Raw genomic sequence first — 13,823 nt, 5'->3', positions numbered from 1 at the left:
CACCTTCCCACTGGTCAACACCTTCTCGCGTACCGGACCCCGGCTGTTCACGCCCGTCTCAGATGGCGCCTCCACACTCCGGTGGGCCCCTCGCACACCTCCGGGGCCCGCACCGGGCCCGACAGCGCCGCACCGCGACCGACCGAAGGAGAACGCGTGCCGACCGACACACCCGTGACCCGCCGCTCCGGCCTGCGTACGGCCGTGGCCACCGCGACGGCCGTCACGGTCCCCCTGCTCGCCACGGCGCTCGCCGCCGCGCCCGCGCACGCCGTGGAGCGCCCGGGCCGCCGACTGGAGGTCATGACCTTCAACCTGCGCTACGCGAGCCCCACCCCGCCGAACTCGTGGCCCGAGCGCCGCCCCGTGACCCGGGAGCTGCTGCGCCATGTGCGGCCCCACGTCATCGGCACCCAGGAGGGCCTCTACCAGCAGGTGCGGGACATCGCCGAGGACCTGGGCCCGCACTACGCCTGGATCGGCACGGGCCGCGCGGGCGGCAGCCGCGACGAGTTCATGACCGTCTACTACGACACGCGCAGGCTGGCGCCCGTCGCGTACGAGCACTTCTGGCTCTCGGACACCCCGGACGTGATCGGCTCCAACACCTGGGGCGGCGGTTCGATCCGCATGGTCACCTGGGTCCGCTTCCACGACCGGCGCACGGAGCGGCAGTTCTACTTCCTCAACACCCATCTGGACAACCACAGTCAGTACGCGCGCACGCGTGCCGCGCATCTGATCTCCGACCGCCTCTCCGCCCTCGACCGCACCCTGCCGAAGCTCGTCACCGGCGACTTCAACGTCGCGGCCCACAAGAACCCGGTCTACGACACGCTGCTCGACGCGGGGCTCGTCGACACCTGGGACACGGCGGGCGAGCGCAGCAAGCAGTACGCGACCTTCCACGGTTACAAGCCGCTCGTGCCGGACGGCGACCGCATCGACTGGATCCTGGCGACACCCGCCGCGCGCGTGCACGCGGCGGCCATCAACACCTTCTCGCTGGCCGGGCAGTTCCCGAGCGACCACCTGCCGGTGCAGGCGAGCCTGACCCTGTGACGCGCGAGGCCCCCGGGCCCGCACACGGCGGAACCGGGGGCCTCGGGCCCGTCGCAGAAGTCAGCCCTTGCGGGACTTGACCTCGTCGGTGAGCTGCGGGACGACCTCGAAGAGGTCGCCGACCACGCCGTAGTCGACGAGGTCGAAGATCGGGGCCTCGGCGTCCTTGTTGACGGCCACGATGGTCTTCGACGTCTGCATGCCCGCGCGGTGCTGGATCGCGCCGGAGATGCCGGAGGCGATGTACAGCTGCGGCGACACGGACTTGCCGGTCTGGCCGACCTGGTTGGAGTGCGGGTACCAGCCGGCGTCGACGGCGGCGCGCGAGGCGCCGACGGCGGCACCGAGCGAGTCGGCGAGCGCCTCGATGATCGCGAAGTTCTCGGCGCCGTTGACGCCGCGGCCGCCGGAGACCACGATCGCGGCCTCGGTCAGCTCCGGGCGGCCGGTCGACTCGCGCGGCGTGCGGGCGGTGACCTTGGTGCCGGTGGCCTGCTCCGAGAAGCTGACGGCCAGGGCCTCGACGGCGCCCGCGGCCGGGGCGGCCTCCACCGGCGCCGAGTTCGGCTTGACGGTGATGACCGGGGTGCCGTTGGTGATGCGGGACTTGGTGGTGAACGCGGCCGCGAACACGGACTGCGTGGCCACCGGGCCCTCGTCGCCGGACTCCAGGTCGATGGCGTCGGTGATGATGCCGGACTTGATGCGGACCGCGAGGCGGGCCGCGATCTCCTTGCCCTCGGCGGACGACGGCACGAGCACGGCGGCCGGGGACACGGCGTCGTACGCGGCCTGCAGCGCGTCCACCTTCGGCACCACGAGGTAGTCGGCGAACTCGGGGGCGTCGGCGGTGAGGACCTTGACCGCGCCGTGCTCGGCGAGCGTGGCGGCGGTGGCCTCGGCGCCCGCGCCGAGCGCGACGGCGACGGGCTCGCCGATGCGGCGGGCGAGGGTCAGCAGCTCCAGGGTGGGCTTGCGGACGGCTCCGTCGACGTGGTCGACGTAGACGAGAACTTCAGCCATGGGACTTCAATCTCCTGCGATTACGAAGAAGCTGGGGCGGTTGAGGGAATGACTGAAGCTCAGATGAACTTCTGGCCCGCAAGGAACTCGGCGAGCTGCTTGCCGCCCTCGCCCTCGTCCTTGACGATCGTGCCCGCGGTGCGCGCGGGACGCTCGGCGGCGGAGTCGACCTTGGTCCAGGAGCCCTCGAGACCGACCTCTTCGGCGTCGATGTCCAGGTCGTCCAGGTCCAGGGACGCCACCGGCTTCTTCTTGGCGGCCATGATGCCCTTGAAGGAGGGGTAGCGGGCCTCGCCCGACTGGTCCGTCACGGACACGACGGCCGGCAGGGACGCCTCCAGCTGCTCCGACGCGGTGTCGCCGTCACGGCGGCCCTTCACCACGCCGCCGTCGACGGAGACCTCGGAGAGCAGCGTGACCTGCGGGACGCCCAGGCGCTCGGCGAGGATCGCGGGCAGCACGCCCATGGTGCCGTCCGTCGAGGCCATACCGGCGATGACCAGGTCGTAGCCCGTCTTCTCGATGGCCTTGGCCAGGACCAGCGAGGTGCCCATCACGTCCGTACCGTGCAGGTCGTCGTCCTCGACGTGGACGGCCTTGTCGGCGCCCATCGACAGGGCCTTGCGCAGCGCGTCCTTGGCGTCATCGGGACCGACGGTCAGGACCGTGATCTCGGCCTCGTCGTCCGCCGCCTCCTTGATCTGGAGGGCCTGCTCGACCGCGTACTCGTCGAGTTCCGAGAGGAGGCCGTCCACGTCGTCACGGTCGACGGTCAGGTCCTCGGCGAAGTGCCGATCGCCGGTGGCGTCGGGCACGTACTTCACACAGACAACGATCCTCAAGCTCACGCCGGCTCTCCTACTGCATCGTCATTACTGGGCTGCTGCCTTGGCTATGGCTACTGCCTTCTTGCAGGCAGCATAGGCGCCTGAAGCGGCGGATCCCGATCGGGGCGGGCCCCGCTCCAACCGGAATATTACTCATGAGTACACCCAGTGCTTTCCCGCTAAGCAAGCGCTTTGAACTGTGACCTTCGCAACGCTCCGTAATCGCGCGCACCACGCGACACCCGGGAACTCTCAGTCACGCAGCGCGTTGAAGCGCCCCTGGTGGTACAGCAGCGGGCGGCCCGCCCCCGCGGGATCGCCGACGACCGCCTCCGCGAGGACGACCCGGTGGTCCCCCGCGGGCACCCGGGCGACCACGCGGCACACCAGCCACGCGAGGACGCCGTCGAGCACGGGCACGCCGTGCGGCCCGTCGAACCAGCGCGTGGACGGGCCGAACCGGTCGGCGCCGCTGCGCGCGAACGTCGCGGCGAGCTCTTCCTGGTGCTCGCCGAGGATGTGGACGCCGACGTGCTCGGCCCGGGATATCGCGGGCCAGCTGGAGGCGCCGGTGCCGATGCCGAACGAGATCATGGGCGGCTCGGCGGAGACCGAGGTGAGCGAGGTGGCGGTGAAGCCGACCGGTCCCGAGCCCCGCGCGGTGATCACGGCCACCGCGGCCGCGTGCCGCCGGAAGACGGAGCGCAGCAGGTCGGGAGTGGCGAGCTGAGGGGTGTCGAGGTCGGGCGAGGCCGTCATGGAGTTGTCCTTCTGCAGGAGGTACGAGCGGGTCCGTGGCTGCTCAGCTGGACCAACAGCGCGCACTGGCATGACGGGCGAGGTCCACGTGGACGCGCTCGTAGAGAAGGAGCTCCGGTGGCATGGCAGCAGGCTGTCGATACATGGCCGGTGCAGTCAAGCCCTCGCGGGCGCGGGAAAGATCACTGCGGTGAAGATCACTCAGGCGCACGGGCGCTCCTTCCGGGACCGCGGCCCGCCGCCTCATACGGCCGCCCCGAGCGCCGCGATGACGTCGGCCCTGCGCGGCTGTCCCACCGCGCGCCGCACCACGCGCCCGGCGCGGTCGAGGACGAGCACCGTGGGCGTCTTGAGGACGCGCAGTTCCCGGACGAGTTCCAGGGCGCCCTCGGCGTCGATCTCCACGTGCGCGACGCCCGGCACCATGGCGGCCACATCGGCGAGGACCCTTCGGGTCGCCCGGCAGGGCTGGCAGAAGGCGCTGGAGAACTGCACGAGCGTGGCCCGCTCGCCGAGCGGTTCGCCCAGGTCCCCCGCACCGAGCGTCCGTTCGCTCCCGCGTGCGCGCGCCGCTGTCACCCGCGTCTCCCACCCTTCTCCGTCGCCCGCCCGGGCGCTGTCGCGCCCCCGGCCGGGGGCGCACATACCTCATTCCCCTCAGCGCGCGCGGGCGCTCAAAGATTCCGACGTGACGAGAATCTCCCGCACTACGGGCACTAGCGCTGGCCAGTCGCTCGTTCTTCGGGCACGATCTGCGGAGCCGTATACCTACGGATCCGTAACTTGGTTACCTGCCAAAGGCCCTCTCCTCTGGCAGTGATGAAGGGCCTCCCCACCCATGGCAGAACTCGTGTACCGACCGATCGTCGGCGTCGCCAAGACCTTCTTCAAGGCACTGGACCTGAAGATCGACTGCAAGGGTTCCGAGAACATTCCGCGCACGGGTGGCGCGGTCCTCGTCAGCAATCACATCAGCTATCTCGACTTCGTCTTCAACGGCCTGGCGGCGCTGCCGCAGAAGCGCCTGGTGCGCTTCATGGCGAAGGAGTCGGTGTTCCGCCACAAGATCTCCGGTCCGCTGATGCGCGGCATGAAGCACATTCCCGTGGACCGCAAGCAGGGCGACCAGGCCTATGCCCACGCCCTGGACTCGCTCCGCTCGGGGGAGATCATCGGCGTCTTCCCCGAGGCGACGATCTCTCAGTCGTTCACCCTGAAGTCCTTCAAGACGGGCGCGGCGCGCCTGGCCCAGGAGGCGGGCGTCCCGCTGATCCCGATGGCGGTGTGGGGCACGCAGCGGGTCTGGACGAAGGGCCACCCTCGCAATTTCAAGCGCCAGCACCTGCCGGTGACCATCCGGGTCGGCGAGCGCGTGGAGGCGCCGAAGGACCAGTACGCGGGCGCGATCACCCGGCGTCTGCGCGAGTGCTGCCAGGAGCTGCTCGAAGCCGCGCAGCGCGCCTACCCCAGCCGCCCCAAGGGCCCGGACGACACCTGGTGGCTCCCCGCCCACCTCGGCGGCACGGCCCCGACCCCGGCGCAGGTCCGCGCGGCCGAGGCGCACTGACACCGCGAGCCCGGGCCCCGGGGGGGCCGAGCCGACTAGCCCACCGGCTCGTGGACGACGATCCGCGAGCCGGGGCTGAACTTCTCCAGGAGCTCGACCAGTTCCGCGGCCGCCGCGTCGAGGCCGGCGTGCGGGCCCATGCCTTCGAGCAGGAAGACCGCGTTGACGGTCCGCTCGGTGAGGCGGGTGCGCGGGCCCTGCCGCCAGTTCCAGCGGCGGCAGGTCACGCCCTCGTCGTCGCACCAGACGATTTCCCCCGCGTCGGGGTGCTCGACGGCCGGCTCGCCCCCGGCCGTGGTGACGAAGTCCTCGTCCCCGGTGGCGCGGACGAGCCGCATGCCGCCCTTGATGTGGTCCAGGTCCTCGCCGCCGACGGGGATCAGATGGGCCACGCTGATCGCGTTGTAGACGTCGACCAGCGTGTTGATCCGGGGCAGCCCGGCGTCGGTCAGGGCCCGCTTCGCCAGGGCCTCGGCGGAGTTGCGGGTGCGCGAGGGCTTGGCGCCGAAGGCCGTGTAGGCGGCGCGCCAGTCCACCATGTGCGGGTCTTCGTGCGGGGCGCGGCCGTCGAGGCGCGCGGCGAGGCGCCGTGCCGCGTCGTCCAGGAGGGCCGACGTGCCGTCGGAGCTGGGGCCGTTCACGAGGTCGTACGCCTCGATGGCGATGTGGGTGAAGCCGGGCGCGAGCGTCCGCACCTCGTCGGACACGGTGAGCGTGAGCGTCATGATCTGCCTTGGGTCGCGGACATCATCAGCGGAAGTACAGCATAAAGCACTGCCGAGTACATCGCACTGAACTTTGGCGCACGGTAGGTCTACGGCAGCCCCCAGGCCGGTTCGGTCGCGTTGCCCGGCACGTCACGGGGCCCTGGCGCCGGGCGGGCGCCCTTCGGGGTGACCAGGGCCGTCTGCCCGCGCCGCAACGGCACGCTGATCACGTCGCTCCCCCGGTACGGCAGGTGCCGTCCCCGCTCGTCGCGTACGTCGATCTCCCCGGCGATGCCGTGCCGAAGGCGCAGCGGTTCCCCGGCCTCGCCGCGCACCCGGATCCACTCCGTGCGCCCGGCGCGCCGCGAGGCGTCGACGAGGAACGCGCCCTGGGTGCGGACCTGTTGGAGGCTCACGTCCCGCCAGCCTTCGGACACCGCGGGGAAGACCTTCACCACTCCCCCATGGCTCTGCGTCACCATGTCGAGCAGGGAACGGGCCGCCGCGACGGGGCTCTCCAGGGCGAAGTTGGAGCCCTCGCGGTACATGGTGTTGGGCGTGAGGGCGCAGTTGTCGGTGACGTTGCCGTCCACGAAGAACCGCAGGTGCCGCAGGGCCCGCTCCGGCTCGCCGAAGAGCGTCTCCATGGAGGCGGCCGCCGCGTAGCTGTAGCCGTGCCAGCGGTCCTGTCGGCCGGCCCAGTGGTCGAAGCTGCGCCGGTCGAGGCCTTCTTGCAGGGGGTGGAGCCACAGCAGGTGGGAGAAGTGGCGGTGCGAGTCGGCGAGCGGGACCCCGGCGCCGATCATGACCCCGTTCTGATCCCGGTGGTACGGGACCAGGCGGTCGCGGATGTCCCGCCACCGCTGCTCGTCCGGGTCCCGCAGGCGCAGCCGCCGCACGGAGTCGAGCAGAGCGGTGACGCCCCACCGCAGCAGCGAGAGGTCGTAGGTGCAGTCGGCCGCGTTGGCGTACTCGGGCGAGCGGGTCTCGGGCAGGTGCAGTCTGCCGTCGGAGCCCTCGGTGAGGTGCCGCGCGTAGTAGCGGACCGCCTTGGCCAGGACCGGCCGGATGACGTGCCGCAGGACGTCGTCGTCCATGTGGTGGCGGTAGCTGACCCACGCGTTGTGCAGGGCCCAGACGAGATTGCCCGTGTGGTCGTTGGGGCTCACGCCGGGCACGCCGACGTAGCGCGGTCCGGAGCGCAGCCGCCAGTCGCCGGGGTGGCACAGCGCGTAGGTCTCGCCGTCGCGCAGCTCCGGGCGGACGTTGGTCTCCAGGTTCGCGTGGTCGCGGGCGAACGTCGGTGTGACGGCGTCGAGTTCGCGGTGGTTGGAGCCGTCGGCAAGCGGATACGTCACCTGGACGTTGGTGTTCCACCAGATGCTCGTCCAGTTGTTGCCCCGCTCCGGGAACCACGGTCCGAAGACCGGTGTGACGGGCCCGTCGGCGCGGGTCGCGCACGCCAGCTTGTAGAGCTGGATCCAGTAGAAGCGCTGGAGCTTCTTGTCGGGCACGGACACGAAGCTGCGCCGGTGGAAGGCGTGCCACCAGCGACGGTGGCGGGCCACGGCAGCCTCGGCCGAGCCGTCCAGCGCCTTGTCGACGGTCCGGAGCGCCCGCTGCCGGCCGGTGGAGTCCGGGTGTCCGTACGCGATGGTGGCCGCGAGGAGGCGTCGGGTGCCGGAGCGCCGCTCGCGCCAGGCCGTGGTGTAGCCGCCGCCCGCGTGCAGCGGCTGCTCGACGAGGCCGGGGCCGGTGGCGGGGTCGGGGTTGGCGGTGTAGTCGGGCGGGACCCGGACGGTGCGGGTGGTGCGCGAGGGCAGCGCGGTGAAGCCCCACGCCGTCGCCTCCTCGCCCGCGCTCGGCTCGGTCGAGACCAGCAGGACGTCCTCGTGGCTGAGGATCAGGGCGGAGAAGGCGACGCTGCCGCGGGTGGTGGTGACGGTGCCGGCGAGTTCGGCGTCGTCCAGGTCGAGGCGCCAGTCGACGCCGGTGACCGTCCCGGCGAAGGTGAGCGTCAGGAACCCGACGCCGAGCCGGGAGTAGCCGATCGCGGCCTCCCACTGGCCGCGCTGGTCCTGTACGTGGGAGTGGTTGACCATGAAGCGCAGGACGTTGCCCTCGCCGGGCTCGGCGTACACGTGGGCGGCGAGGAAGCCGTTGCCGAGGAACGGCCCCTCCTGCCAGCCGCGCGGGAGCCTCTTCCACACCATGGCGGCGTCCCGCAGGAGCGCGCCGTGCGCGTCCGCGCGGGGCGCCCCCGCGGGTGCGGCCCAGGCGACGGGCGAGCCCGCCGCGACGAGGGCTCCGGAGGCGCCTGCGACGAAGGCGCGCCGTGAGATGGGGGTCATGGCGTGGGCCTCTCCAACAGCGGTGCGGACGGGGTGAGTTGGCGTACCGCAGCATCGGGGTCGCGCCGTGCCGCGTCAAGCGATCCGACAGGAATAGATCGGATGACTCACCACCCTGTGTGCCGCACACACCTCTCAGAGAAGCTCGATCGCCATGGATCCGGCCACCACATCCGATGTTTCGGTCACGTGCCGGGCGGCAGCTCCTCCGGCAGCCTCTCCCAGAGGTAGGCGCGGTCGGGGGCCGACTTCAGGACCTCCAGCATCACCGGGTTCGGCTCGGCGTACAGCGTCGGGTAGTCGACCTCGCCGGCGGCCGCGTCCACCGGGAAGGCGAGCCGCTCGCCGCCGAGGGAGAACCGCGCGTCCACACCGGGCTTGTTGCCCCGCGCGTCCTGGCGGTGCCAGGCCCCGTCGAGGCGCACGGCGACGAGGCCGTGGAGCGCGAAGGCGCTGTCGTCGTCGTGAAGGAGCCGCTGGTAGCACAGGGCCGTGGGGATGTCCTCGGCGCGCAGCAGCGCGGTGAGGGCGTGCGCCTTGGCGTGGCAGATGCCGGTGCGCCGTTCGAGGACGTCGGAGGCGCGCCACGTCACGCGCGGATCCCCGGCGTCGGCGGAGTGCGGGATGGTGTCGCGGACGAACTCATAGGCCGCGCGGGCGTATACGTATGAGTCGGCGCTGGTCTCGGCCAGGCGCGCGGCGGTCTCCCGGACCACGGGGTGCGTGTGATCGATGGCCTCGTCCGCCGCGAGATAGGCGGAAAGATCTGGGTTCTCCTGGATCAGCTCCATGGGCCGCGAGCATAGGAAAGCGGCCGATCGCGAGTCAATGACTTTTCGATCGACCGCATACCCATGCGTACTCAAGGATGGCTGTGCCGGGTGGCCCCGCTGCGGAGAGGGGCGCGGCTAGCGCGCCATCTCCTCCTTCAGGGCCGCCACGAAGGCGTCGACGTCGTCCTCCGTGGTGTCGAAGGCGCACATCCAGCGGACGTCGCCCGCGGCCTCGTCCCAGAAGTAGAAGCGGAACCGCTTCTGCAGGCGCTCGCTGACGTCGTGCGGCAGGCGCGCGAAGACGGCGTTGGCCTGCACGGGGTAGAGGATCTCCACACCGTGCACCGCGCGGACGCCCTCGGCCAGGCGCTGGGCCATCTCGTTGGCGTGCCGGGCGTTGCGCAGCCACAGGTCCTTGGTGAGCAGCGCCTCGAACTGCACCGAGACGAAGCGCATCTTGGAGGCGAGCTGCATGGACAGCTTGCGCAGGTGCTTCATGTGGCGCACCGCGTCGCGGTTGAGGACGACGACGGCCTCACCGAACAGCGCGCCGTTCTTCGTGCCGCCCAGCGAGAGGATGTCGACGCCGACGGCGTTCGTGAACGTGCGCATCGGCACGTCGAGCGAGGCGGCCGCGTTGGCCAGGCGGGCGCCGTCGACGTGCACCAGCATGCCGAGCCCGTGGGCGTGTTCGACGATCGCGCGTATCTCGTCCACCGAGTACAGGGTGCCCAGTTCGGTGTTCTGCGCGAGCGAGACCACCTGCGGCATCGCGCGGTGCTCGTCCTCCCAGCCGAACGCCTGCCGGTCGATCAGCTCGGGGGTGAGCTTGCCGTCCGGCGTCGGCACGGTGAGCAGCTTCAGACCGCCCATGCGCTCGGGGGCGCCGCCCTCGTCCACGTTGATGTGCGCGCTCTCCGCACAGATCACCGCGCCCCAGCGGTCGGTGACCGCCTGCAGGGCGACGACGTTGGCACCGGTGCCGTTGAAGACCGGGAACGCCTCGGCGCCCGCGCCGAAGTGGCCGCGGATGACCTGCTGGAGGTGGTCGGTGTACTCGTCCTCGCCGTAGGCGACCTGGTGGCCGCCGTTGGCGAGCGCGAGCGCGGCCATGACCTCCGGGTGGGCGCCCGCGTAGTTGTCGCTCGCGAAGCCGCGGACGCCGGGGTCGTGATGCCGCCTGGCGTCGGTCTTCGGAGGGTTCACGGCTTCTCGGTCAGCCACAGACGTTTCCCGTTCACATCCGATGCGGGTCGCTCCCAGACGCCGGCGATGGCCTCGGCCAGCTCCTTGACGTCGGTGAAGCCCGCGAACTTCGCGTTGGGGCGCTCCGCGCGCATCGCGTCGTGCACCAGCGCCTTCACGATCAGGATGGCAGCCGCGGCGCGCGGGCCCTCCTCGCCCCCCTCCTTGCGGAAGGCGTCGCCGAGCGCGAGCGTCCAGGCCTCGGCCGCGGCCTTCGCCGCCGCGTACGCCGCGTTGCCCGCGGTCGGCTTGCTGGCGCCCGCGGCGCTGATCAGCAGGTAGCGGCCGTTGCCGCCGCGCTGGAGGCCGCCCTGGAAGGCGAGCGACGTGTGCTGCACCGTACGGATCAGGAGGTCTTCGAGGACGTCCCAGTCGCCGAGGTCGGTGTCGGCGAAGGAGGAGCTGCCGCGCCAGCCGCCGACGAGGTGCACCAGGCCGTCGATGCGGCCGTACTCCTTCTCCGTGCGGTCGGCCCAGGCGCGGGCGGCGCCGAGGTCGAGCAGGTCCACCGTGTCACCGGTGACCGTGGCGCCGCCGTGCGCGTAGCGCGCCGCGTCCACGGCCTCCGCGAGGCGCGAGGCGTCGGCGTCGGATGCGACCACGGTCGCCCCGGCCTCCGCGAGGCGCAGCAGGGTGGCCCGCCCTGCGGGCCCAGCGGCCCCCGCCACCGCGATCACGGCTCCGTCGAGTGCGGACATGGCCCTCGCCTCCTTGTTACGGCCGCTCACGCGGCCACCGTCTCGGCGCCGGACTCAGCGGTGATCCCCTTGGTGGAGGCGATCACGTGCTTGAGCTTCTTGGAGAGCGCCTCATAGAACATGCTGAGCGGAAATTCGTCGGGAAGCACGTCGTCGACCAGTTTGCGCGGCGGGAGCGACGTGTCCAAGGCCTCCGGGCCCTTGGCCCAGCGCGAGCCGGGGTGCGGGGCGAGATAGGAGGAAACCAGCTGGTAGCCGGCCAGCCAGTGCACGAGCTTGGGCCGGTCGATGCCGTCGCGGTAGAGCTTCTCGATCTCCGCGCAGAGCTGGTTGGTGATCTCCGGGGCGCGCCGCCAGTCGATCTTCAGCTTGTTGTCGGTCCAGCGGACGACGTCGTGCTTGTGCAGGTACGCGAAGAGCAGCTGGCCGCCGACGCCGTCGTAGTTGCGCACGCGGTCGCCGGTGACCGGGAAGCGGAACATCCGGTCGAAGAGCACCGCGTACTGCACGTCACGGGCCTGGGGCACGCCCTCGGCCTCCAGCTTCACGGCCTCCTTGAAGGCGGTGAGGTCACACCGCAGCTCCTCCAGGCCGTACATCCAGAACGGCTGCCGCTGCTTGATCATGAAGGGGTCGAAGGGCAGGTCGCCGTGGCTGTGGGTGCGGTCGTGGACCATGTCCCACAGGACGAACGCCTCCTGGCAGCGGGCCTGGTCGGCGACCATGGCGCGAATGTCGTCCGGCAGCTCGATGCCGAGGATGTCCACGGCGGCCTCGGTGACCCGGCGGAAGCGGGCGGCCTCGCGGTCGCAGAAGATGCCGCCCCAGGTGAAGCGCTCGGGGGCCTCGCGCACGGCGATCGTCTCCGGGAAGAGCACCGCCGAGTTCGTGTCGTACCCGGCCGTGAAGTCCTCGAAGGTGATGCCGCAGAACAGCGGGTTGTCGTAGCGCGTGCGCTCGAGCTCGGCGAGCCACTCGGGCCACACCATGCGCAGCACGACCGCTTCGAAGTTGCGGTCCGGGTTGCCGTTCTGCGTGTACATGGGGAAGACCACGAGGTGCTGCAGGCCGTGCTCGCGCCGGGCCGCCGGGTGGAAGGCGAGCAGCGAGTCGAGGAAGTCCGGCACCCGGAAGCCGTCGTCGGCCCACTTCCGCAGGTCGGCCACCAGCGCCGTGAGGTACGCGGCGTCGTGGGCGAGCAGCGGGGCCAGCTCCTCGACCGCGGCTATGAGGCGGTCGACCGCCTGCCCGGCGTCGGCCTTCGACGGCGCGTCCTCGCGCTCGAAGTCGATCGAGCCGTCCTTGGACTGCCAGGGCCTGATCCGCTCGACGGCACCCTTGAGCACCGGCCAGGCCGGGTGGTCCACCACACGTCCGTCACGGGAAGCCCCAGGGCTGTCCGCCGCCGTCCGCACAAGAATTTCCGTCATGTCCCATCCTCCACGGGAGAACCTCGCGTATGAGCAGCGTATGTGTGTGAGCTTCTCCGTTACAAGAGGGGATCCGGGAAATTATCCTGCCCACCCTCCGCTGGGCCGCTGTTTTTCCTGTCGATCGACGACGGGCTGGCCGCCTCCTCCACTGTTTCCCGCTCCGGGCGGGCGGACACCCCCCGCCCCGGGCGACCCACGCCCACGAGGAGGGGGCACCGGCCCGCGCAAGACCGCACCCTTGCCCCGAAGGCAAAATTCGCGAGTACGGCCACGCACCAGAGGTCCGTACCCCGGAAAACGCGCCGGGAATGCGCGGAGAAATGCGGAGGCAAGGAGAGCGGCGCACCACGGAACACCCCGCCGCCCGGGAATCAACCGGCACCCTCCACACCCCTCCGAGCACCACCCTAATCGGCATCACCCCAGCTCAGCGACCACATCCCACCTCGTATACAGGCGCTACGAATCCGAACCTTTCACCCCTCCAATTGTTCGTCACACCATGATCAGCGCGCTTTTCAGCCGCATTCCCCACGCCTGGCCCCTGGCTCGAATCGCCTTCTCCCTCCCGCCCCGAAAGGCCGCTAACGTGCCCGGGCGCGGGGGCAGTCCAGGAGGGGATCAGCGGAATGTTCTATGCCTTGTTCAGGTGCGTCGTCCTGATACCGGTGCTGCGGTGGCTGTTCCGGCCGCGCGTCGAGGGGCTCGCCAACGTCCCGGCCCGCGGCGCGGCGATCGTGGCGGGGAACCACCAGTCGTTCTGCGACCAGTTCCTGCTGGGCGTGACGCTGCGGCGGCGCATCAACTTCCTTGCCAAGAAGGAGTACTTCACGGGCAAGGGCCTGCGGGGCCGCCTCGCCGCCGCGTTCTTCCGGGGCATCGGCGCGATCCCCGTGGACCGGTCGGGCAACGGCGCCGGGCAGGCCGGCGTCGAGGCCGGGCTCGGCGTGCTCGACCAGGGCGGTGTGCTCGGCATCTTCCCCGAGGGCACGCGCTCGCACGACGGACGCCTCTACAAGGGCAAGGTGGGCGTCGCGGCGATGGCGCTGCGGTCCGGCGCGCCCGTGATCCCGTGCGCCATGATCGGCACGTTCGAGGCCCAGCCCGCGGGCCGCCGGGTGCCGAGCATCGTGCCGATCACCCTGCGCTTCGGCAGGCCGCTCGACTTCTCCAAGTACGCGGGCATGGAGGACCAGCGCGCCGCGCTGCGGGCCGCCACGGACGAGATCATGTACGCGATCCTGGAGCTCTCGGGCCAGGAGTACGTCGACACGTACGCCATGGAGGCCAAGGCGGCGGCCCAGGCCCAGGAGCTGGCGCGCCGCACCCGCAGGCGGGCGGGTCAACCCCCGGCCGACGCGCCCACCCACGGGTGAGA

General features: G+C 71.2%; 13 protein-coding genes. 3 read left to right on the top strand and 10 right to left on the bottom strand.

From position 1 onward, the window contains the following. Positions 1-156: 156 nt before the first annotated feature. Positions 157-1,062, top strand: coding sequence for an endonuclease/exonuclease/phosphatase family protein (locus tag CP982_RS37790; protein WP_150514609.1), 906 nt, complete (start codon positions 157-159; stop codon positions 1,060-1,062). Between the two features lie 60 nt (positions 1,063-1,122). Here the strand turns inward: CP982_RS37790 and CP982_RS37785 are convergent, their stop codons facing one another. From CP982_RS37785 to CP982_RS37770, 4 genes are all read right to left on the bottom strand, one after another. Beyond that, a complete protein-coding gene (locus CP982_RS37785) occupies positions 1,123-2,085 on the bottom strand; it encodes an electron transfer flavoprotein subunit alpha/FixB family protein (RefSeq protein WP_150514608.1) in 963 nt (320 codons plus the stop codon). A gap of 59 nt (positions 2,086-2,144) precedes the next feature. Further along, positions 2,145-2,933: an electron transfer flavoprotein subunit beta/FixA family protein gene (locus CP982_RS37780; RefSeq protein WP_150514607.1), complete on the bottom strand. Its 789-nt coding sequence runs from the start codon at positions 2,931-2,933 to the stop codon at positions 2,145-2,147. A 231-nt stretch (positions 2,934-3,164) separates the two neighbouring features. After that, on the bottom strand, positions 3,165-3,671 hold the full coding sequence (locus tag CP982_RS37775) for a flavin reductase family protein (protein WP_150514606.1): 507 nt from the start codon (positions 3,669-3,671) through the stop codon (positions 3,165-3,167). A 243-nt stretch (positions 3,672-3,914) separates the two neighbouring features. Next, entirely contained in the window at positions 3,915-4,250 is a 336-nt protein-coding gene (locus CP982_RS37770) for a thioredoxin family protein (protein WP_229879195.1), read from the bottom strand. A 259-nt stretch (positions 4,251-4,509) separates the two neighbouring features. On the opposite strand from CP982_RS37770, the gene CP982_RS37765 reads away from it, so the two are divergent. Further along, positions 4,510-5,238, top strand: coding sequence for a lysophospholipid acyltransferase family protein (locus CP982_RS37765; protein WP_150514604.1), 729 nt, complete (start codon positions 4,510-4,512; stop codon positions 5,236-5,238). A 35-nt stretch (positions 5,239-5,273) separates the two neighbouring features. Here the strand turns inward: CP982_RS37765 and CP982_RS37760 are convergent, their stop codons facing one another. From CP982_RS37760 to CP982_RS37735, 6 genes are all read right to left on the bottom strand, one after another. After that, the gene (locus tag CP982_RS37760; protein ID WP_150514603.1) at positions 5,274-5,963 is read right to left on the bottom strand and encodes a B3/B4 domain-containing protein; all 690 of its coding nucleotides are present in this window, start codon (positions 5,961-5,963) and stop codon (positions 5,274-5,276) included. Between the two features lie 89 nt (positions 5,964-6,052). Further along, entirely contained in the window at positions 6,053-8,296 is a 2,244-nt protein-coding gene (locus tag CP982_RS37755) for a glycosyl hydrolase family 95 catalytic domain-containing protein (protein WP_150514602.1), read from the bottom strand. Positions 8,297-8,481: 185 nt separating this feature from the next. Next, complete coding sequence (locus CP982_RS37750; protein WP_150514601.1) at positions 8,482-9,087, bottom strand: transglutaminase-like domain-containing protein; 606 nt, start codon at positions 9,085-9,087, stop codon at positions 8,482-8,484. Positions 9,088-9,204: 117 nt separating this feature from the next. Further along, positions 9,205-10,275, bottom strand: a complete 1,071-nt coding sequence (locus CP982_RS37745; RefSeq protein WP_150514600.1) for a threonine aldolase family protein — start codon at positions 10,273-10,275, stop codon at positions 9,205-9,207. Further along, on the bottom strand, positions 10,272-11,012 hold the full coding sequence (locus CP982_RS37740; RefSeq protein ID WP_170316576.1) for an SDR family NAD(P)-dependent oxidoreductase: 741 nt from the start codon (positions 11,010-11,012) through the stop codon (positions 10,272-10,274). The genes CP982_RS37745 and CP982_RS37740 overlap by 4 nt, the downstream gene beginning before the upstream one ends. A 26-nt stretch (positions 11,013-11,038) precedes the next feature. Then, positions 11,039-12,442: a DUF6421 family protein gene (locus CP982_RS37735; protein WP_150514598.1), complete on the bottom strand. Its 1,404-nt coding sequence runs from the start codon at positions 12,440-12,442 to the stop codon at positions 11,039-11,041. Between the two features lie 632 nt (positions 12,443-13,074). Here CP982_RS37735 and CP982_RS37730 point away from each other — a divergent pair. Next, positions 13,075-13,821, top strand: coding sequence for a lysophospholipid acyltransferase family protein (locus CP982_RS37730; RefSeq protein WP_150514597.1), 747 nt, complete (start codon positions 13,075-13,077; stop codon positions 13,819-13,821). Positions 13,822-13,823 lie beyond the last annotated feature (2 nt).

It is taken from the genome of Streptomyces spectabilis (genome assembly GCF_008704795.1).
GTDB lineage: Bacteria > Actinomycetota > Actinomycetes > Streptomycetales > Streptomycetaceae > Streptomyces > Streptomyces spectabilis.
The sequence above is the reverse complement of the archived record's forward strand: the minus strand, read 5'-3'. Positions and strand labels throughout refer to the sequence as shown.